17 protein-coding genes are annotated in these 21942 nt (G+C 62.0%); 12 read left to right on the forward strand and 5 right to left on the reverse strand.

What is annotated here, in order from left to right:
* Positions 1-52 precede the first annotated feature (52 nt).
* From JN524_RS22480 to JN524_RS22490, 3 genes are read right to left on the reverse strand one after another with little or no spacing between them, the layout of a single operon-like run.
* On the reverse strand, positions 53-946 hold the full coding sequence (locus JN524_RS22480; RefSeq protein WP_202370750.1) for a LysR substrate-binding domain-containing protein: 894 nt from the start codon (positions 944-946) through the stop codon (positions 53-55).
* A gap of 5 nt (positions 947-951) precedes the next feature.
* A complete protein-coding gene (locus tag JN524_RS22485; RefSeq protein ID WP_202370751.1) occupies positions 952-3165 on the reverse strand; it encodes a xanthine dehydrogenase family protein molybdopterin-binding subunit in 2214 nt (737 codons plus the stop codon).
* Positions 3165-3629, reverse strand: coding sequence for a (2Fe-2S)-binding protein (locus JN524_RS22490; RefSeq protein WP_202370752.1), 465 nt, complete (start codon positions 3627-3629; stop codon positions 3165-3167). Before JN524_RS22490 ends, JN524_RS22485 begins: the two co-directional genes overlap by 1 nt.
* Before the next feature lie 118 nt (positions 3630-3747).
* Here JN524_RS22490 and JN524_RS22495 point away from each other — a divergent pair, with 118 nt between their 5' ends.
* The 9 genes from JN524_RS22495 (at position 3748) to JN524_RS22535 (ending at position 13778) form a co-directional block, all read left to right on the forward strand.
* Positions 3748-4638 (forward strand): LysR substrate-binding domain-containing protein, encoded by an 891-nt coding sequence (locus tag JN524_RS22495; protein ID WP_202370753.1) that lies wholly within the window; start codon positions 3748-3750, stop codon positions 4636-4638.
* A 336-nt stretch (positions 4639-4974) separates the two neighbouring features.
* Entirely contained in the window at positions 4975-5904 is a 930-nt protein-coding gene (locus tag JN524_RS22500; RefSeq protein WP_007965237.1) for an amidohydrolase family protein, read from the forward strand.
* 4 nt (positions 5905-5908) lie between these two features.
* On the forward strand, positions 5909-6814 hold the full coding sequence (locus tag JN524_RS22505; protein ID WP_003224037.1) for an amidohydrolase family protein: 906 nt from the start codon (positions 5909-5911) through the stop codon (positions 6812-6814).
* Between the two features lie 325 nt (positions 6815-7139).
* The gene (locus tag JN524_RS22510; RefSeq protein WP_202370754.1) at positions 7140-8525 is read left to right on the forward strand and encodes a UbiD family decarboxylase; all 1386 of its coding nucleotides are present in this window, start codon (positions 7140-7142) and stop codon (positions 8523-8525) included.
* Positions 8526-8536: 11 nt separating this feature from the next.
* Positions 8537-9151 (forward strand): UbiX family flavin prenyltransferase, encoded by a 615-nt coding sequence (locus JN524_RS22515; protein WP_202370816.1) that lies wholly within the window; start codon positions 8537-8539, stop codon positions 9149-9151.
* Between the two features lie 88 nt (positions 9152-9239).
* Positions 9240-10280, forward strand: coding sequence for a CobW family GTP-binding protein (locus JN524_RS22520; RefSeq protein WP_115990113.1), 1041 nt, complete (start codon positions 9240-9242; stop codon positions 10278-10280).
* Between the two features lie 315 nt (positions 10281-10595).
* Positions 10596-11951, forward strand: coding sequence for a nucleobase:cation symporter-2 family protein (locus JN524_RS22525; RefSeq protein ID WP_202370755.1), 1356 nt, complete (start codon positions 10596-10598; stop codon positions 11949-11951).
* 13 nt (positions 11952-11964) lie between these two features.
* Positions 11965-13353 carry an amidohydrolase family protein gene (locus tag JN524_RS22530; protein WP_202370756.1) on the forward strand — a complete coding sequence of 463 codons (1389 nt, stop codon included), beginning with the start codon at positions 11965-11967 and terminating at the stop codon, positions 13351-13353.
* A gap of 215 nt (positions 13354-13568) precedes the next feature.
* Positions 13569-13778, forward strand: a complete 210-nt coding sequence (locus JN524_RS22535) for a hypothetical protein (protein ID WP_003224027.1) — start codon at positions 13569-13571, stop codon at positions 13776-13778.
* A gap of 114 nt (positions 13779-13892) precedes the next feature.
* Here the strand turns inward: JN524_RS22535 and JN524_RS22540 are convergent, their stop codons facing one another.
* Positions 13893-15176 carry a Zn-dependent hydrolase gene (locus JN524_RS22540; protein ID WP_202370757.1) on the reverse strand — a complete coding sequence of 428 codons (1284 nt, stop codon included), beginning with the start codon at positions 15174-15176 and terminating at the stop codon, positions 13893-13895.
* A gap of 154 nt (positions 15177-15330) precedes the next feature.
* On the reverse strand, positions 15331-16815 hold the full coding sequence (locus tag JN524_RS22545; protein ID WP_202370758.1) for an NCS1 family nucleobase:cation symporter-1: 1485 nt from the start codon (positions 16813-16815) through the stop codon (positions 15331-15333).
* 623 nt (positions 16816-17438) lie between these two features.
* On the opposite strand from JN524_RS22545, the gene hydA reads away from it, so the two are divergent.
* The 3 genes from hydA to preA all read left to right on the forward strand — a co-directional run bounded on the left by hydA (position 17439) and on the right by preA (position 21713).
* Positions 17439-18878, forward strand: coding sequence for a dihydropyrimidinase (gene hydA, locus JN524_RS22550; RefSeq protein WP_202370759.1), 1440 nt, complete (start codon positions 17439-17441; stop codon positions 18876-18878).
* 192 nt (positions 18879-19070) lie between these two features.
* Positions 19071-20438 (forward strand): FAD-dependent oxidoreductase, encoded by a 1368-nt coding sequence (locus JN524_RS22555; RefSeq protein ID WP_202370817.1) that lies wholly within the window; start codon positions 19071-19073, stop codon positions 20436-20438.
* Positions 20439-21713 carry an NAD-dependent dihydropyrimidine dehydrogenase subunit PreA gene (gene preA / locus JN524_RS22560; protein ID WP_098968232.1) on the forward strand — a complete coding sequence of 425 codons (1275 nt, stop codon included), beginning with the start codon at positions 20439-20441 and terminating at the stop codon, positions 21711-21713.
* Positions 21714-21942: the final 229 nt, after the last annotated feature.

The following is a 21942-nucleotide window of genomic DNA, read 5'->3' on the forward strand; positions in this document are numbered from 1 at the left end:
TCAACTCTGACTGACACACTGCTATCGCGAGCAGGCTCACTCCTACAGGGGATCAATGGTGATCTGAAGTTTCCACCAACTCCCGCAACGTATCAAGAAACAACCTGAGCACCGGCGAGGCATCGTCCGCCCGGTAAGTCGCGTACAACGGCACCTCCGGCAGCGCCGGTGTCAGCTTGCGAAACACCAGCCCCGCCGGCGCCAACTGCTCGATCGAGGCCGGCAACAGCGCCACCCCGAAACCGGCGCGCACCAGGCTGAGCAAGGTCTGCACCTCGATCACCTGCTGGCGGATCTGCGGGGTGAATCCGGCCTGAATGCAGCACTGATAAAGGAAGTTGGCGAACCGCGACTGCTTCAGTTCAAGCGCGACAAACGGTTCCTGTGCCAGATCCGCCGGGGACAGAAGCTCGCGGCTGGCCAGCGGATGATCGGCCGGCATCACCACATGAATCGGCTCGTAGATAAGCAATTCATTGCGCAGCAACGGATCGTCATAACCCACGCGGAACACGCAGGCGTCGATACGCTTTTCCTTCAACGCCTTGACCTGCGCCGCCGGGGTCATTTCATGCAGTCGCCAGTTCACCTGCGGATAGCGCTCGCGAAACAGGTGCAGGGCCTTGGGCAGCACGCCGACCATCACCGAGCTGATCATGCCGATTTCCAGCTCGCCGAGCAGCCCGCGCCCGGTCTGCCGGGTCAGGTCCAGCGCCCGTTCCAGTTGTTCGAACACCAGCGGCGCCTGCTCCTTGAGCATCTGCCCCGCCGCTGTCAGCTCGACCCGATGGTGACTGCGCTCGAACAACGGCGTGCCCAGCTCCTCCTCCAGCAGGCGAATCTGCTGGCTCAGCGGCGGCTGGCAGATGTGCAAACGCTCCGCCGCCCGACCGAAATGCAGCTCATCGGCCAGGGCCATGAAATACCGCAGCAGGCGCAGGTCCATGGCGCCTACCCCAGACTCAGCGGTGTCGAACGCTGGCGCACGCCGGTCAGCGCAAACAAAGCGTTGGCAATCGCGGGTGCCACCGACGGACTGCCCAACTCACCGACGCCACCGGGTTTGCCGGGCTCGCCATCCAGCACCACGATATCGGTGGCCGGCATGTCCGACATCCGGGTCACGCGGTAGTCGTGGAAATTGCTCTGCACCACCCTGCCCTGTTGAATGTCGAGCCGATCAAACAACGCGTGACCAAGACCCCACATCAGGCCGCCGTAGATCTGCTCCTCGACCCCGCCGGGCGAAACCGCCAGACCGCAATCGACCACGCAGGTCAGCTTCTCCACTTTCGGCTTGCCATCGACCGTCGCGACCCGCGCCACCACTGCGATAAAACTGGTGTAACCCTGATTGGTCGCAATGCCCAACGCAGTGCCGGGCGGTAACGGCTGGCCCCATCCGGCGCGTTCGGCAGCCTGTTTCAGCACCGCCACATGCCGTGGCCGCTCCTGCATGTTGGCCAGACGGAACGCCAGTGGGCCCGCGCCTGCCGCATGCGCCAACTCGTCCATGAAGCTCTCGACGGCGAACACATTGGGGATGAAGCTCACCGAGCGATACCAGCCGCTGGGCACATGGCTTTCGTGCTTGACCCAGTTCAGCTCCAGATGCGGCGGACGGTAAGCGAAGTCCCACGCGGTGATCGCTTCGGTGGTGCTGTAATCCATGTGATCCGGGCGTTCGAAATAGCCCGGCTCCCACTGCTCCGGCGAGGCCGGTGACACCGCGTGCAGTTGCAGTGCGTTGAGTTTGCCTTGGGCATCCAGCGCGCCTCTGACCCGGTGCAGCGTCGCCGGGTGATTGAACAGTGCGTGCATTTCATCTTCGCGACTGTTCAGTAATTTCACCGGCACACCTATCTGCTGCGCCAGATACGCCACCTCGAACAACCAGTATTTGGCCTCCCGCGCGCCGAAGCTGCCGCCGGACACCAGTTCATTGATGGTGACCTTGTCCTTGGCAATGCTGCATACGGTTTGCGCCGCTTCCAGCGCCGACGACGGCACCTGCACACCGCCCCAATAGGTGATCGCCTTATCCTGCACGTGCGCGGTGATGCAGATCGGTTCCAGCGGGTTCTGCACTTTGTACGGCATGTGGTAATCGGCTTCGATCAGCTTCGCCGCATGCGGCCATTGCGCGTCAACATCGCCATGCGTCATGGCTTTGATGGTCTGGCTTTTCGGGTCGGAAATAGCGGCCGCTTGCGCTTTGCCCAGTTCCGCGCTGTCGAACCCGGCCAGTGGCGAGTCGCTCCATTTGATCTCCAACAGCTTGCGCCCCTGCTGCGCCGCCCAGAACGTCTCGGCCAGCACCGCGACGCCTTCCAGATTGCCGCCGAGCACGTCCGGGCGCCCGGGGATTGCAAGCACCTGGCGCACGCCCGGCACCTGTAATGCCGCCGCCGAATTCACGCTGACGACTTTCGCCCCGACTACCGGCGCGCGCTGAATCACCGCCACCAGCATCCCCGGCAACTGCACGTCAATGCTGTACTTGAAGCGCCCGCAGACCTTGGCCGCGGCATCGCGCTTGTGCCGCAGTTTGCCGATGTATTTGAACTGCGCCGGATCCTTCAGGGTGACGTGGGTCGGTGCCGGCAGACGCGCCGCCACGCCGACCAGTTCGCCATAACCGAGGCTGCGTTTGCTGGGCAGATGAACCACCCGACCTTCTTCGGTGCTGCAGCTGTCGGGGCTGACTGTCCAGTGCTTCGCCGCAGCGGCGATCAACAACGCCCGCGCTGTGGCCCCGGCCATACGCAAGCGCTCGTATTCGAGAGACACACTGGTGCTGCCGCCGGTGGAAAAGACTTTCCACACCGGGTGAATGTAGGTGTCGAAGAACGGATCTTCCGGGGTGATGACCTGCACGGTCATCGGGTTCACATCCAGCTCTTCGGCCACACACGCGGCCAACGCCGTTTGCGTGCCGGTGCCGGAATCGTGTTTGTGTACCACCAGTTTCACCGTGCCGTCGGGGAAGATCCGCACCCAGGCGTTGGGCTCGAATTCCGTGGCCGCCGCCGGGGCTTTCGGGTCGCTGGCGGCGCTGCCGGAGGGCAGATACAAGGCAATCGCCAGGCCCGAAGCCACCGTCGCTGCTTGCTTGAGAAAGACCCGGCGTGACGGTTCGTGCAAGGTGTCGTCGCGCAGGCTCATCACGCCTCCTTCGGCGCGTTCGCCGCACGTTTGATCGCTTTGTTGATCCGCCCGTATGTGCCGCAACGGCAGATATTCCCCGACATCGCATTGCGGATCGAATCGTCAGTCACCGCCGCACCGGTATTGAGCAGTGCCGCGGCGGACATGATCTGCCCGGATTGACAGTAGCCGCATTGCGGCACATCTTCGGCGACCCAGGCCAGTTGCAGCGGATGGCTTTCGTTCGGCGACAGACCTTCGATGGTGGTGATGCTGTGGCCCGCGACGGCGGCCAGCGGCAACTGGCAGGAACGCACCGCGACGCCGTCCAGATGCACGGTGCAGGCACCGCACAGGCCCATGCCGCAGCCGAATTTGGTGCCGGTGAGTTTCAGTTGATCACGCAGTACCCATAACAAGGGCATGGAGGGGGACGCTTCATCCAGCTCGCGTCGTTCGCCGTTTACCGTGAGTGCGATCATTGTCAGGCTCCAAAAGAGCGGCCCGTCTTTGTGCGGGCCTGGTGACCGATTATTGGAAGCCGACGCAACACGCGGCCAGCGACGATTTCTGCCAACCGGTGTAAGCAGGACTAACAACATGTACAAGCGATACCCGTCGGTGCAGTCAATGAGCGCGTTTATCCACGCGGCGCGCAGCGGCAGTTTCTCCAGCGCGGCGCGCAAGCTCGACCTGACCCACAGTGCGATCAGCCAGCAGATTCGCGCACTGGAAGATTTCATCGGTCAGCCGTTGTTCGTACGTGAGGGCGGCGGCAGCAACCTCACCGATGCCGGGCAGTTGTTTGCCAGCGTGCTGGCGGATGGTCTGGCGCAGATCGACCGGGCCCTGTCCTCGGTGAAAAACCGCAGCGTGGCGCAACGCCTGACCCTGGACGTCGACAGTGAACTGGCGCAGAGCTGGCTCAATCCGCGCCTGCCGGATTTGCTCGACGGACTGCCGGATTACGAGGTGACGCTGCTGTCGATGCCGCGCAGTGATCGCAGCAGCTTCGAGCGGGTGGATCTGGCGTTGCGTTACGGTTATGGCGATTGGGATGACTGCGAAATGACGCAGATCTGTGGCGATCGGGTATTGGCGGTGGCTTCACCGGCGCTGCTTGAGCGCTATGGTTTGCAGTTGCCGTTGAGCCCGGCGCAGATTCTTGAACTGCCGTTGTTGGGTTATACGCGGCGCTCGTGGATACCGTGGCTGGATGCGGCCGGAATGCCCCCGGTAGAGCCAACGGCGCGGGTGATTTTCGATAATGCGGCGAACCTGATTGCGGCTGCCGAAGCCGGGGTTGGTGCCGGGCTGGTGCGCGGTTTACTCGCCGCCGATGCGTTGCGCAATGGGCGGCTGGTGGCGTTGAACGAGGCGCAGATTGCGGCGCATTACAACCTCTACGCGGTGTGGCCGCACGGGCAGGCCGAGCGTGTGGCGCCGGTGGTTGAAGCCATCAAACAGTTGGCGCTGCGTACACAGTCCTGACGCCATCGCGAGCACCGAAGATCAAAAGATCGCAGCCTTCGGCAGCTCCTACAGAGGAATTAGGCTAGGGCACAGATCAGTGTAGGAGCTGCCGAAGGCTGCGATCTTTTGATCTTTATTTTCCCCATATCGCCCAAGTATCACCACCGCGCCCAATTAATATTGTACGAACCCCTCCCCCCTTTCCAATACTCGCCCTCAGCAACCACCCACCCGGGCCGGATGCGAACAGGCGAGGGAATGCGCGAGTGCTGCGCATAGAAATGGCCGATAGCCCGGGGCGTGGATGCCGAGAGCCGCAAGGCTCCCTTCCCCGCTATCAGGAGATCGACTTCAATGATCATCGATATCAGCTGCTATCCCACGGATCTCGTGGACCTCGCCTGGAGGCATGACGGTGACCCGTTCACCGGCGAGCGTTTGCTGGAGATGATGGATGGCCCGTACATGGTCAACGGCAAACCTCGCCGGATCGACAAAGCCTTCATCCAGCCGCCGCAGGGCAACACCATCTACACCTGGACCGACGGCGAACTCTCGGGCCGTGAATCCATCGACGCCTACATGGCCTACACCCTGAAAATGGTGCAGACCTACCCCGATCGTTTCATCGGCTGCTTCGTCTACAACCCGCGCTGCGGCGTGGAAAACGGCGTCGAGGCGATCGAGCGCTACGTCAAGGAACACGGCTTCAAGATGGTGCAGATGCAGGCCAACATGCACGCCTACCGGCCTGACCGGGCGCTGGACTGGGTGCGCCCGTGCTTCGAGAAATGCGCCGAGCTGGGCATTCCGGTCAAGCTGCACACCGGTGACGGGCCGTACAGCATTCCCTCGGAATGGGTGCCGATGATCAAGGAATTCCCCAACGTGAATTTCATCATGGCCCACTTCGGCGTGCAGACCGGCGGGGTCTACGTGTTCGAACCGATGCAATGGGCAATGGAGCTGCCCAACGTCTACTGCGAATCCGGCTGGTGCCTGCAATCGCGGATCGTCGAGTTCGCCAAGGTCTTGCCGACGCACAAGATCCTGTTCGGCACCGACACCCCGCCGAACGAACCGGGCATGTGGCTGCGCCTGCTCGAAGTGTTGTGCCACGAGCCGCCGCAAGGCCTGAACCTCGACGAAGACACCCTCGAGGAATACCTGGGCAACAACACCGCGCGGATGATCGGCCTCGAACCGACCCCGCCGCCGCGTTCCGTTTCCGAAGCAGAGGCGCAACTCAAGCGCCCCGTCACCACGCAACTGGCCAGGAGCTGAACCGATGATCATCGACACCCATCTGCACCCCACCAACCTGGTCGACGAGGCCTGGCGCCACACCGGCGAACCGTTCACCGGCGAGCGCATGCTCAAACTGATGGACGGCCCGTACATGATCAACGGCAAGCCGCGCCGCATCGACATGGGTTTCATCCAGCCGCCACCGGGTAACACCGGTTATCGCGACGGTAACCGCCGGGGCCGCGAGGGCGTGCGTGACTACATGTCGTACGTCGCCGAACTGTGCGTGAAGTACCCGGATCGCTTCATCGGCAACTTCAACTTCAACCCGCGCTGGGGACCGGAAAACGGTGCGGCGGAACTGGAATTCCACATCAAGGAATACGGCTTCAAGATGCTCAAGCTGCACGCCAACATGCACGGCTATCGCCCGGACCGGGCGCTGGACTGGTTGCGTCCGGCGATGAAAGTCTGCGCCAAGTACAACATCGTGGTGCTGATCCATACCGGCGACGGCCCGTACACCATTCCGACGATGTTCTACCCGATCATCCGTGAGTTCCCGATGGTCAATTTCATCATCGGCCACTTCGGCATCCAGACCGGCGGCAACTACTCGTTCGAGGCGTTCTGGATGGCGATGGACACGCCGAACGTGTACTGCGAATCGGGTTGGTGCTTCCAGTCGCGGATCGTCGAGTTCGCCAAGGAACTGCCGCGCAACAAGATCGTGTTCGGCACCGACTCGCCGCCGAACGAACCGGGCATGTGGCTGCGCGAGCTGGAGGTGTTGTGCTCACCGGCACCGCAGGGCTTGGGCATCGATGAGGATCATCTGGAGGACTACCTGGGCAACAACATCGCCCGGTTGTGCGGGATCGAACCGACGCCACCGCCGAAGGACCTGGTTGAGGCCGACATACGCCTGACCACCACGTATCTCTAGGCAACGCTGATCCCTGGGACATAAGTGAACCCTGTGGTGAGGGGATTCAGCGAAACGTCGCACCGCCCCGATGGGCTGCGCAGCGGCCCCAAAACCTGCAACCGCGCTGTATCAGGCAGACCGCGTTTATTGGTTTTAGGACTGCTTCGCAGTCCATCGGGGATAAATCCCCTCGCCACAAAGGTCACCCACAAGGCAACACTGCAACAACACAGCGACTTTACAGGCACGAAGATGACCCGGCGTTCCCTCGACCGGCAGGCCAACGGCTACTCGATCGAACGCCCTCTCACCCCTGCGTGCCTGCTTTTTACGAGGTGAAACCATGACCCGTTCGACGCTCGGCGATTCTCAGGATTTTCACGTGTTCATCGACGCCTATCGCCGTGAGTACCCGGACGATGTGCTGACCATCACCCAAACGCTTTCTGCCGATCAGGACATCACCGCCCTGGTCGATGCCCTCGCCACACAGGGCCGCGATCCGTTGCTGATCTGCGAAAACGTCGGCGGCCTCAAGGTACCGGTGGCAACTAACCTGTTCGCCTCCCGCACCCGCATTGCCCGGTTGTTCGGCGTCACCCCGGCGCAACTGCACGAAACCTTCCAGCGCCGCGCCAACCAGCCCATCGCCCCACGCTACGTGGAAAGCGGCCCGGTGCTCGATGAAGTGTTCGAAGGCGAAGCCGTGGATCTGGCGCTGCTGCCGATGCTCAAGCATTTCGCCAGTGATCGCGGCCCGTACATCACCAACGCGATCATCATCGCCGAGGACCCGCTGACCGGCATTGCCAACATGAGTTATCACCGTTCGATGCGCCACGCCCGCCAATCCCTGGCGACCAGCCTGCACTCGCGCGGACACCTGTGGCGGATGCTGCAGACCGCCCGTGAGCGCGGCGAAGAATTGCGCGTGGCGATGGTGGTCGGTGCACATCCGTTGTTCATGCTCGCGGCGGCAGCGCGTTTACCCTACGGCAGCGATGAACGCGCCGTCGCCGGCGGCTTGTTCGGCGCACCGCTGGAACTGGTCAAGACCCCGCGCTACGGCATCGGCGTCCCGGCATACGCCGAGTTCGTCCTCGAAGGCGCCATTGACCCGACGGCCTACGCCGAGGAAGGCCCGTTCGGCGAGTTCAGCGGTTATTCCTCGGATCGTTCGACCAACAACGTGCTGCGCGTCGACACCCTGTTGCGGCGCAAGGACGCCTGGCTGGTGGACGTGATGGGCGGCCGCTACGCCGAGCACCTGACCCTCGCCCGACTGCCGCGCGAAGCGGAAATGAGCGAGAAGCTCAAGGCGCGTTTCCCCGCCGTCACCGCCGTGCATTATCCGAACTCCGGCACCCACTTTCATTGCTACGTGGCGCTGGATCAAAGCCGCGACGGCGAGGCGCGGCAAATCATGCTCGCCCTGCTCGGCTGGGATCCGTACCTGAAAAACGTGATCGCGGTGGACAGCGATATCGACATCACTGACGACAGCCAGGTGTTGTGGGCGCTGGCCACGCATTTCCAGCCACATCTGGATATTTTCGTGATCGATGGCTTGCCCGGCAGTCCGCTGGATCCGTCGTCCTCGGTCAACGGCACCACTTCGCGCATGGGCTTGGACGCTACCCGAGGCTCGGGCTTCGACGGGATCAAGGCGCAGCTCGATCAGGATGTGCTCGAACGTGCGCGGCAACTGCTCAAAGGGCTGGCATCGTGAGCCGCCAGCGGATGGTGGTCGGCATCAGTGGCGCGTCCGGCTTCATCTACGGCGTGCGTCTTTTGCAATTACTCGCCGAACTGGACATCGAAAGCCACCTGATCATCAGCCGCGCCGCGCTGCTGACCATGGCCCACGAGACCGACTACAAACTGGCCGATGTCACTGCGCTTGCCAGCCACTACCACCGCGCCGATGACGTCGCCGCCGGGATCGCCAGCGGTTCGTTTCGCTGCTTGGGCATGGTGGTCGCGCCGTGTTCGATGCGCACCCTGGCGGAGATTGCCACAGGCACTTCGTCCGGGCTGATCGGCCGCGCCGCCGACGTCACCCTCAAGGAACGCCGCACCCTGGTGCTGATGGCCCGCGAAACCCCGCTGACCCTCGCCCACCTGCGCAACATGACTGCCGTGACCGAGATGGGCGGAATCATCGCCCCGCCGGTGCCGGCGTTCTACGCCCGGCCCGAAAGCCTGGCGCAAATGGTCGATCACAGCCTCGGCCGGGTGCTCGACCTGTTCGGCCTCGACTCTGGCACCGCACAACGATGGCGAGAACACCAAGGATCCTGTGGGAGCGAGCTTGCTCGCGAAAGCGGTGGAACAGTCGCTATCACTGCTGAATGACACACCGCATTCGCGAGCAAGCTCGCTCCCACAATGAAGCAGCATCATCCGAATTCAGTGTGCACCGGTCAATCAAAGGAGCCTCATCATGAACACCCCCTTCAACGCCCCAACCCCCAACACCAAAATCCCCGTGACCATCCTCACCGGCTTCCTCGGCGCCGGCAAAACCACCCTGCTCAACTACATCCTCAAGGAAAACCACGGGCGCAAGATTGCCGTGATCGAAAACGAGTTCGGCGAGGTCGGCATCGATGGCGATCTGGTGCTCAGCTCGGAGACCGAAGAAATCTACGAAATGGTCAACGGCTGCGTGTGCTGCACCGCCGAGGTTCGTGAGGATCTGGTGCGCATCGTCCGCGAGTTGGTGGCGCGCCCGGTGCGCCTCGATCACATCCTGATCGAGACCAGCGGGCTGGCCGATCCGTACCCGGTGGCGCAGAGCTTTTTCATCAATGACCCGATTGCCGAAGAAGTCGAACTCGATGCCATCGTGACCATGGTCGACGCCAAGCACATCGCCCAGCACCTGGAAGATCTGCAACTGGATGGCGTCGACAATCAGGCGGTGGATCAGATCGTCTGCGCCGACCGCATCGTCATCAACAAGGTCGATCTGGTCAGCGGCGACGAGGTGGAAATCCTGCGCGGCAAGATACGTGGTTTGAACGCCACCGCAGATCTGGTGACCTCCACCCATGCGCAGATCGACCTGACGAAAATTCTCGGCATCGGTGCGTTCGAGTGCACGCAGAAGCTTATGGAAATCGGCGCTGAACCTGAGCATCACGACCATGACCACCACCATGAATCAGAAGACCACGAACACGACCCGAGCGTGTCATCGGTGGGCATCGCCGTCGACGGCGCGGTCAACCTGATGGCGTTCCACCGCTGGATCAGCGAACTGCGCTCGTCCCAGGCCGACAACCTGTACCGCATGAAGGGCGTGCTCGCCGTGGCCAACGAAGACCAGCGCTACGTGCTGCAAGGCGTGCACAGCCTGGTGGAGTTTCGCGCTTCCACCGCATGGGGCACGGAGCCCCGTTCGAGCAAGATCGTGTTCATCGGCCGCGACCTGGACCGCGCGGCGCTGAACCAGGGCTTTGCCGCCTGCCTGGCAGGCTGAACAAGGCGTCGGAGCCGGTGGATGGCGGCTTCGCAGCACGAATGATTGATGCCCAGTGGCACTGAAATCTGTGGAGTGAACCCGATAATGAGGTCACCCGTGGCGAGGGGATTTATCCCCGATCAGCTGCGCAGCAGCCGCAAATCCAGCACATGCGGTTTGTCTGGTAAACCGCAAGTTCAGGTTTTGGGGGGCTTCGCACCCCATCGGGGATAAATCCCCTCACCACAAAGGCTCACTCCTACAGGGGATCTGCAGCAGGCATCAGACGAATACCCCTCTCTACCGCATAACAACAGCTAGAGGTGATTCCCCATGTCGTCAGCCACTCCTTCCTCCACCGTGCACCCCGTCGACCGCGTCCTGCCGGTGCGACAGATGCTCACCCTCGGCCTGCAACACATGGCCGTCTCGTACATCGGCGCCATCGCCGTGCCGTTGATCGTCGCCAGTGCCCTGAAGATGTCCCATGCCGATACCGTGGTGTTGATCAGCACCACGCTGTTTTGCTCCGGCATCGCCACCCTGTTGCAGACCGTCGGCTTCTGGAAATTCGGTGTACGCCTGCCGATCCTGCAAGGCGTGGCGTTCAGCAGCGTCGGTCCGGTGATTGCCATCGGCAGCAACCCCGAAGTGGGCTTCGCCGGAGTCTGCGGCGCGGTGATCGGCGCCGGTATTTTCACCATGCTGATGGCGCCGTTCGTGGGCCGATTGCGGCGGTTTTTCCCGCCAGTGGTCACCGGATGCATCGTCACGGTGATCGGCTTGCAGCTGTTCCCGATCGCCTATGAATGGGTCGGTGGCGGGCGCAACGCGAGCAACTTCGGCGCCCCGGCATTTCTCGCGGTGGCGGTGGTGGTGCTGCTGACCATTCTGCTGGTCAATCGCTATGGCAGTCCGCTGCTGCGCAACATGGCGGTGCTGGTGGGCATGCTGATCGGCGCCGGTCTGGCCTACGGTCTGGGCATGGGCAATTTCCACAGCGTCGAAGAGGCGCCGTGGCTGACCGTGCCCTACCCGTTCTACTTCGGCCTGCCGACGTTCAGCCTGATCCCCATCGCGACCATGGTGGTGGTGATGATCGTGCAGATGGTCGAGTCCATGGGGCTGTTCGTGGCCATCGGCGACATCGTCGACAAACCGGTGGAAGACAAGCAGGTGATCAACGGCCTGCGCGCCAACGGCCTGGCCAGCACCATCGCCGGGATGTTCGCTGCTTTCCCGTTCATTGCCTTCATGGAAAACGTCGGTCTGGTGATCCTGACCGGCGTGCGCAGCCGTTGGGTGGTCGCCGTCAGTGGCCTGCTGATGTGCTCGATTGCACTGGTGCCCAAGGCCGGGGCGATCATCGCGTCGATGCCGACGGCCGCACTGGGCGGCGCCGGTATCGCGATGTTCGGCGTGGTCGCGGCGGCGGGCATCCAGACCCTGGCCAAGGTCGATTACGAGCGCAATCGCTACAACGTATTGATCGTCGGTTTCACCATCGCCGCCGCGCTGGTACCGGTGCTCGCCCCGACCCTGTTCAAACAAATGCCCGAGTGGTCACAGCCGTTCCTGCACAGCAGCGTGGTCATCGCCTGCCTGGTGTCGGTGCTGCTCAACGCGGCGCTCAACGGCGTCAGCGTGCCAGACACCACAGCCGGCAAATCCGCTTCGCACATTCTCTGACTGGAGCCTGCCCATGACTCAACTTCAAACCATCCTGATCAAAAACCCCGTAGCGGTGATGACCGGCCTGCGTGGCCCGCGAGCCCGTGCCGGGGCGGTGGACATTCGCGTGGTCAACGGCCGCATCGCCGAAATGGCCGCCAACCTGGAGCCGCAACCCGGCGAGCGAGTGCTCGATGCACGCAACTGCGTGGTCTATCCGGGCTGGATCAACACCCACCATCACCTGTTCCAGAACCTGCTCAAAGCCGTGCCCGAAGGTTTGAATCAGGATCTGCAAGGCTGGCTGGCGAGCGTGCCCTACCCAAGGTTGAACCGCTTTACCCCGCAACTGGCGCGGATCGCCGCTCGGCTGGGCATGGTCGAATTGCTGTTGTCCGGGGTGACGACCTGCGCCGATCATCATTATCTCTACCACGCCCACGGCACCACCGAGACCGGGGACCTGCTGTTCGATCTGGCCGATGAGTTCGGCCTGCGCTTTGTGCTGTGTCGCGGTGGCGCACTGGAGTCCGCCAGCGCCCACCCGGGCTTCTCGAAAACCGCGCTGCAACCGGAAAGCCTCGAGCAAATGGTCGGCGACATCGAGCGGCTGAAATCGCTGTATCACCAGGACACCCCGGACGCCTTGCGCCGGGTGGTCGTCGCGCCCACCACGCCGACCTTTTCGCTGCCGCCGACCCTGCTGCGCGAACTGGCGCACACCGCCCGCGGCCTCGGTTTGCGTCTGCACACGCACCTGTCGGAAACACAGAACTACGTGAATTTCTGCCGCGAGAAATATAATTGCCTGCCGGTGGAGTTCGTCGCCGAACACGAATGGCTCGGCCCCGACGTCTGGTTCGCCCACGCCGTGCACCTGCAACCCGGCGAAATCCGCATGCTCGCCCAGACCGGCAGCGGCATCTCGCACTGCCCGGTGAGCAACGCGCGCCTCGGCAGCGGTGTCGCCCCGGTGCCGCAAATGTATGAGGCCGGCGTGCCGATCTCCCTCGGCGTCGACGGCGTCGCGTCCAACGAATCCGGAAGCATGGTCGGCGAAGCCAATACCGCGTGGCTGATCCACCGCGCCGAACAGGGCGCCTCGGCGACCACTGCCGAAGACGTGATCCACTGGGGCACGGCGGGCGGTGCACAGGTATTGGGGTCGGGCGCGATCGGAACGCTGGAAGTCGGGCAAGCGGCAGATCTGGTGATCTACAGCCTTGATCATCCACGCTTCTTTGGTTTCCACGATTGCGCGGTTGCACCGGTCGTCGCGGGGGAACCGATCACGGTGAAATACAGCCTGGTGGGCGGGCGGATCGTGGTCGATAACGGCGTGATTCCGGGGCTGGATATTGAGCGGATGCGCGCCGAGGCGTGGGAAGGTGTGCAGGCGATGATGAATATCGAGGATTGACCCGCAGGCGATGCAAAACCTGTAGGAGTGAGCCTGCTCGCGATAGCGATGTGTCAGCTGACATTTGCGCTACTGACGCACCGCTATCGCGAGCAGGCTCACTCCTACAGTGAACAACGGCGCATTCGCGGATTCGGGGTTTGTCGACTAAGGTTACCCCCTCATCGGATTGAGCCCCTGCCAGCTTCACCGGGCTCTTGATCAAGGAGAGACTGATGACGTCGCGTCGCAACATCGAACAGACTTATCGCACCTGGTCCAGCCCGATTCTGCTGGAGCTGAAAAAGCGCGAACACCAAATGGCGCCGGTCGAGCGTCAGGCACTGGAGAATGTCTTGGTCGAACGACGGTTGCTGGATGTTGGCAACCCTAACGGCCCTGACCGACGCCAGGGCACTGCGGGCAAGAATGACCGGCCCGGTTGATCAAACCAAATCGTCCTGCAGGTGATCACTAAAAGATCGCAGCCTGCGGCAGCTCCTACAGAGATGGACACAAATCCCCTGTAGGAGCTGCCGCAGGCTGCGATCTTTTGCTCTTCAGGCCGCGCGCTGCCCCTCCGCCACCATCGCCGAGGCCGCGAGCATCGCCCGCAACAACACCGCGCACCCGGCCGCCAGATCATCCGGCGCGGCATTCTCGATTTCGTTGTGGCTGATGCCGCCTTCGCACGGTACGAAGATCATTCCCGCCGGGCCGAGTTCGGCGAGGAAGATCGCGTCATGCCCGGCGCCGCTGACGATGTCCATGTGCGACAGGCCAAGGCCTTTTGCCGCGCCGCGAACCGCCTCGACGCAACCCTTCTCGAAATACAGCGGCGGAAAATCTGCAGTCGGCGTCAGTTCGTAGGTCAAGCCGTGTTCCTCGCAGGTGGCGTCGATGACCTGCTTCACCTCGGCGATCATCGAGTCCAGACGCGCTGGCTGCAGATGCCGGAAGTCGAGGGTCATGCGCACCTCGCCAGGGATGACGTTGCGCGAGCCGGGATAGGCTTGCAGGCAACCGACCGTGCCGCAGGCGTGGGGTTGATGGCCGAGGGCGGCGCGGTTGACCGCACCAACGATGACCGAGGCGCCGACCAGCGCGTCCTTGCGCAGGTGCATCGGCGTTGGTCCGGCGTGGGCTTCGACGCCGCGCAGTTTCAGGTCGAACCACTTCTGCCCGAGGGCGCCGAGCACCACGCCGATGGTTTTCTGTTCGTCTTCGAGGATCGGGCCTTGCTCGATATGTGCCTCGAAATAGGCACCGACCTTATGTCCGCTGACCTTGCGTGACCCGGCGTAACCGATCGCATTCAGGGCTTCGCCGACGGTGACGCCGTCGGCATCGACCTTGGCCAGGGTTTCTTCGAGGGTGAATTTCTCGGCGAACACCCCGGAGCCCATCATGCAAGGGGCGAAGCGCGAACCCTCTTCGTTGGTCCAGACCACCACTTCCAGCGGCGCTTCGGTTTCCACGCCGAGGTCATTGAGGGTGCGCAGCACTTCGACGCCGGCGAGCACGCCGAAGCAGCCGTCGAACTTGCCGCCGGTGGGCTGGGTGTCGATGTGGCTGCCGGTCATCACCGGCGGCAGGTTCGGATTGCGCCCGGGACGGCGGGCGAAGATGTTGCCGACTTCATCCACCGTGACGCTGCATCCGGCGTCCTTGCACCACTGCACGAACAGGTCACGAGCCTGACGGTCGAGGTCGGTCAGGGCCAGACGACAGACCCCGCCCTTGAACGTGGCGCCGAGCTTAGCCAGTTCCATGAGCGAGGCCCAGAGGCGGTCGCGGTTGATGTGCTGATGGGTGGATTGCAGAACGTCTACGGCTGCGTTCATGTTGATCTCCTCAGGCAGTTTCTTATGAAATTTCTGTGGTGTTTTCCAGGCCGCCATCGCTGGCAAGCCAGCTCCCACTGGTTTTGATTCAACTCATGGTTTGTGTACGACTTGATCCTTGTGGGAGCTGGCTTGCCAGCGATGGGGCCCTCCCTCACACCGGTGATTTCACGACCGAAGGCTGCGCCCGCATCACGCACAACCCGTAATAGATCACCCCGCCCAACGCCGAACCGGTAAACCAGCCGTAGCTGTAAAACCAGCTGAACGCATCGCTACCCAGCGACAGCAAGGTCAGCACCACCGGCACGCCAAACGCGGTAAACCCGGCCCAGTTCCACGCCGGATAGACGTCGTCGCGATAAAGCCCGGCCAGGTCCAGCTGCTGTTTCTTGATCAGGAAATAGTCCACCACCATGATCCCGGCGATCGGCCCGAGGAGGCTCGAATAGCCCAGCAGCCAGTTGGAATACACGGTTTCCAGGCTGACATCGGAAACGATCAGTCCGAGCTTTTTCAGCAGCTCGTGGGCCATCAGCGCCAGCCCGACGAAGCCGGTGAGCAACACGGCTTTGGTGCGGTTGATCACCTTGGGCGCGATGTTCTGGAAGTCGTTGGTCGGCGAGACAATGTTCGCTGCGGTATTGGTCGACAGCGTGGCGATGATGATCAGTGCCATGGCCACCGCCACCCACACCGGGCTCTGGATATGGCCGATCAGGCTCACCGGGTCGGACACCGTCACGCCGACCAGTTTCACCGACGCAGCGGTCATCACCACACCCAGCGAAGCGAACAGGAACATGGTCAGCGGCAGACCGAAAATCTGCCCGAGGATCTGGTCCTTCTGGCTCTTGGCGTAACGGCTGAAGTCAGGAATGTTCAGCGACAACGTGGCCCAGAAGCCGACCATCGCCGTCAGCCCGGCGGCGAAGTAACTGACCACACTGGCGCCCTCCGGGCGTTTCGGTGGAATCGCCAGCAGCTCGGTCATCGACACATTGGGCATCGCCCACATCAGCAGGCCGATGCCGACCGCCACCAGCAACGGCGCGGACAGGGTTTCCAGCCACTTGATCGACTCGGCCCCGCGGATCACCACCCACAGGTTCAGCGACCAGAAAATCATGAAGCCGATCACCTCGCCCGTGCCGCCGAGGGATTTCCAGCCCTCGAATACCGAGCCGAGAAACAGGTGAATCGCCAACCCGCCGAACATGGTCTGAATGCCGAACCAGCCACACGCCACCAGTGCACGAATCAGGCACGGCACGTTGGAACCGAGCACGCCGAACGACGAGCGCAGCAGCACCGGGAATGGAATGCCGTACTTGGTGCCGGGGAAAGCATTGAGGGTCAACGGGATCAGCACGATGACGTTGGCCAGCAGGATCGCCATCAGCGCTTCGCCGACGGTCAGGCCGAAATACGCGGTGAGCACGCCGCCGAGGGTGTAGGTCGGCACGCACACCGACATGCCGACCCACAGCGCGGTGATGTGCCATTTGTTCCAGGTTCGTTCGCGCACCTTGGTCGGTGCCATGTCGTGGTTGTAACGGGGACTGTCGAGGACGTCGCTGCCGGCTTCGAGTTCGAACAAGCCGTCGCGCTCGGTCACTTGCGATCTGTTCTGTTGCATGGCCGCTCCACTGTTCTTCTGATTATTTTTTTGCTCATCAGGCGGCTGCACACGGGGTGCGAGCCGGACGATGGCCGGAGGAACTGACAACTTTCGTGTACCGGCCATGGTGTCAGCGGCGGCATCAATAAACGTGCCGGGTGCCCCGCTTAACGGTAGGGCCGTGGTTCAAACACATTGCAACTTTCTGATATTGCTCGGTTTTAATTATTCACCGAAAGAGTCCGCGAAAACTTGTCTGCACGCTCAGGCCAAACGTTTGCCAAGTTGTCCGAACTGTCAGGACTCAATCTGGTGCACTGCACTTTTTTTCATCACGGGCGCTCAACCGCAGCTCAACTTCAAGCGGCTGATTTCACATAGGAAATCTTGCTCATATTTCCATCCTGTCAAGTGCGTCAAAATGGTGAACAGCCTCACCATTTTGGTGATTTAGGTTTTTTATCGTTATTTTTCATAGAGTTAAAACAGTCATAAGCTTATAAAAAATAATCTTGATCAATTTCAAAACTGCGACTAGCTTCTATTCCTGACAGCGCTGACAGGAATACGCCGATCAGCGTTGTACATCAATAAAACATTTAGAACCGGCACAAGTCGGTCATGCCTGCGAGGAACTCGGAATGTCTCTGTTGATCCGTGGCGCCACCGTTGTTACCCATGATGAAAGTTATCGCGCCGACGTCTATTGCGCCGACGGCGTGATCAAAGCCATTGGTCAGAACCTGGATGTTCCCGCCGGCGCCGAAGTGCTCGACGGCAGCGGCCAATACCTGATGCCCGGCGGCATCGACCCACATACCCACATGCAACTACCGTTCATGGGCACCGTGGCCAGTGAAGACTTCTACAGCGGCACCGCCGCAGGTCTGGCCGGCGGCACTACCTCGATCATCGACTTCGTGATTCCCAATCCGCAGCAGTCGTTGATGGAAGCGTTTCATCAGTGGCGCGGCTGGGCCGAGAAGTCGGCATCGGATTATGGCTTCCACGTCGCGATCACCTGGTGGAGCGAGCAAGTGCGTGAGGAAATGGCCGAGCTGGTCAGCCATCACGGGATCAACAGCTTCAAGCATTTCATGGCCTACAAGAACGCGATCATGGCCGCCGACGACACGCTGGTGGCGAGTTTCGAACGTTGCCTGGAACTCGGCGCGGTGCCGACCGTGCACGCGGAAAACGGCGAGCTGGTCTATCACCTGCAACGCAAGTTGATGGCCCAGGGCATCACCGGGCCGGAAGCGCATCCACTGTCGCGGCCATCGCAGGTGGAAGGCGAAGCGGCGAGCCGGGCGATTCGTATTGCCGAGACCATCGGCACGCCGCTGTACCTGGTGCACGTTTCCACCAAGGAAGCACTGGACGAAATCACCTACGCCCGCAGCAAGGGTCAACCGGTGTACGGCGAAGTGCTGGCCGGGCATCTGCTGCTCGACGACAGTGTCTACCAGCACCCGGACTGGCAGACCGCCGCCGGTTACGTGATGAGCCCGCCGTTCCGCCCGCGCGGCCATCAGGAAGCGCTGTGGCACGGTCTGCAAAGCGGCAATCTGCACACCACCGCCACTGACCACTGCTGCTTCTGCGCCGAGCAAAAAGCCGCCGGACGCGACGACTTCAGCAAGATCCCCAACGGCACCGCCGGCATCGAAGACCGCATGGCGGTGCTGTGGGATGAAGGGGTCAACAGCGGACGTTTGTCGATGCAGGATTTCGTTGCCCTCACTTCCACCAATACCGCAAAAATCTTCAACCTCTACCCGCGCAAAGGCGCGATCCGCGTCGGCGCCGATGCCGACCTGGTGCTGTGGGACCCGCAAGGCACCCGCACCATCTCCGCCAAGACCCACCATCAGCAGGTGGATTTCAACATCTTCGAAGGCAAGACCGTGCGCGGCGTGCCGAGCCATACCGTCAGCCAAGGCAAAGTGGTCTGGGCCGACGGCGACCTGCGCGCCGAGCGTGGGGCCGGGCGGTATATCGAACGGCCGCCGTATCCGGCGGTGTTTGATTTGCTGAGCAAGCGGGCTGAGTTGCACAAGCCGACGGCGGTGAAACGCTGAAATCCAGGCCTTCGGCCTTCGCGAGCAAGCTCGCTCCCACATTTGAAATGCATTCCCCTGTAGGAGCTGCCGAAGGCTGCGATCTTTTGATCTTGATCTTTAACACCAAAATCAAAAGATCGCAGCCTTCGGCAGCTCCTACAGGGAATTGACCAATGCCCGATAGAGGCAGTTACCGTGAGGCACAAAACCGTGATCGAGACCCTGAACCATCTCCCGCATCCGCACGAAAGCGCGGCCGCCCTCGCCGGCCATTTCACTGATCTGGCGCCACCGCTCAACGCCCGGCAGGCGCATCTGGAAGCCTCGCGCTGCCTGTATTGCTACGACGCGCCATGCGTCAACGCGTGCCCGAGCGAGATCGACATTCCGTCGTTCATCCGCAACATCCATCAGGACAACGTGCCCGGCGCAGCGCAGAAAATTCTTTCGGCGAACATCCTCGGCGGCAGTTGTGCGCGGGTCTGTCCGACGGAAATCCTTTGTCAGCAAGCCTGTGTGCGCAACAACGCCCAGGAATGCGCGCCGGTACTCATCGGCCTGCTGCAACGCTACGCCGTGGACAATGCGAATTTCACCGAGCACCCGTTCCAGCGTGCGGCCAGCACCGGCAAGCGCATCGCCGTGGTCGGCGCCGGGCCAGCGGGTTTGTCCTGCGCCCACCGCAGTGCGATGCACGGGCATGACGTGGTGATTTTCGAAGCACGGGAGAAGGCTGGCGGCCTCAATGAATACGGGATCGCCAAGTACAAACTGGTCGACGACTACGCGCAGAAGGAGCTGGATTTCCTCCTGCAGATCGGCGGCATCGAAATCCGCCACGGACAGAAACTCGGCGAGAATCTGACCCTCAGCGAGCTGCATCAGCAGTTCGACGCGGTGTTCCTCGGCCTCGGCCTCAACGCCAGCAAACAGCTCGGTCTGCCGCACGAAGACGCCCCAGGCCTGCTCGCCGCCACCGATTACATCCGTGAACTGCGCCAGGCCGATGATCTGACGCAACTGCCACTGGCCGAACGCTGCATCGTCCTCGGCGCTGGCAACACGGCGATCGACATGGCCGTGCAAATGGCCCGCCTCGGAGCGCGTGACGTGAATCTGGTATATCGCCGGGGCGCGGCGGACATGGGCGCCACCGGTCACGAACAAGACATCGCCAAAGCCAATCAGGTGCGCCTGCTGACCTGGGCGCAACCGGAGGAAGTACTGCTCGACGAACAGGGTCATGTGCGCGGCATGCGTTTTGCTCGAACCGATCTGGTCGACGGTCGCCTGCAAACCACTGGCGAAACTTTCGAGCTGGCCGCCGACGCGATCTTCAAAGCCATCGGCCAGGCCTTCGACAGCAGCGCCCTCGCCGACCCGCTGGCGCGCGAACTCAAGCGTCAGGGCGAACGTATTCAGGTCGATGACAACCTGCGCACCAGCATTCCCGGCGTGTATGCCGGTGGTGACTGCACCAGCCTCGATCAGGACCTCACCGTGCAAGCCGTACAGCACGGCAAACTCGCCGCCGAGGCGATCAACGCGCAACTGATGCTCAACGTGGAGGCTGCGTAAATGGCCGATCTCTCGATAGTCTTCGCCGGTATCAAAGCCCCCAATCCGTTCTGGCTGGCCTCCGCGCCGCCGACCGACAAGGCCTACAACGTCGTGCGCGCCTTCGAGGCCGGTTGGGGTGGCGTGGTCTGGAAAACCCTCGGCGAGGACCCGGCAGCGGTCAACGTCTCGTCGCGCTACTCGGCGCACTACGGCAACAACCGCGAAGTGCTGGGCATCAACAACATCGAACTGATCACCGACCGCTCGCTGGAAATCAACCTGCGCGAGATAACCCAGGTCAAGAAGGACTGGCCGGACCGTGCGCTGATCGTCTCGCTGATGGTGCCGTGCGTCGAGGAATCGTGGAAACACATCCTGCCGCTGGTGGAAGCCACCGGCGCCGATGGCATCGAGCTGAATTTCGGTTGCCCGCACGGCATGCCCGAGCGCGGCATGGGCGCGGCGGTCGGTCAGGTGCCGGAGTACGTCGAGCAGGTGACGCGCTGGTGCAAGACCTATTGCTCGCTACCGGTGATCGTCAAGCTGACACCGAACATCACCGACATCCGCGTCGCCGCCCGTGCTGCCCATCGCGGTGGCGCCGATGCGGTGTCGCTGATCAACACCATCAACTCGATCACCAGCGTCGATCTGGAACACATGGTCGCCCTGCCCACCGTCGGCAGCAAAAGCACCCACGGCGGTTACTGCGGCTCGGCGGTAAAACCGATCGCGCTGAACATGGTCGCCGAGATCGCCCGTGATCCACAGACCCAGGGCCTGCCGATCTGCGGCATTGGTGGCATCGGCAGTTGGCGTGACGCGGCGGAGTTCATGGCGTTGGGCAGCGGCGCGGTGCAGGTGTGCACGGCGGCGATGCTCCATGGCTTCCGTATTGTCGAGGAGATGAAGGACGGGCTGTCGCGCTGGATGGACAGCCAAGGCTACGCCAACATCGCCGAGTTCTCCGGGCGCGCGGTGGGCAATACCACCGACTGGAAGTACCTCGACATCAACTATCAGGTCATCGCCAGGATCGACCAGGACGCGTGCATCGGTTGCGGGCGCTGCCACATTGCTTGCGAAGACACTTCACACCAGGCGATCAGCAGCCTGAAACAGGCTGACGGTACGCATAAATATGAAGTGATCGATGAGGAGTGTGTGGGCTGCAATCTATGCCAGATCACATGTCCGGTGGCGGATTGCATCGAGATGGTGCCGATGGAGACGGGCAAGCCGTTTCTGGACTGGAACCATGATCCGAGGAATCCTTACCACGTTGCCGTCTAGATCGCCGGCTGATCCAACAGCCCCCTCACCCTAACCCTCTCCCAAAGGGAGAGGGGACTGATTGGGGGATATTTCAGAAATCCACCGACTTGAGCGATTTACTTTGAATCCATAATCGATACATGCACAGGCACGGACGGCTTTGAATCCAAAATCGATGCATGCACATGCTCGGACGGCTTTTTGAGTCCATATTCGACTGGATTTTTCAGGTCGATGTAACTCGCAA

Origin of the sequence: Pseudomonas sp. MWU318, from assembly GCF_016756945.1 — a bacterium.
Lineage (GTDB): Bacteria > Pseudomonadota > Gammaproteobacteria > Pseudomonadales > Pseudomonadaceae > Aquipseudomonas > Aquipseudomonas putida_A.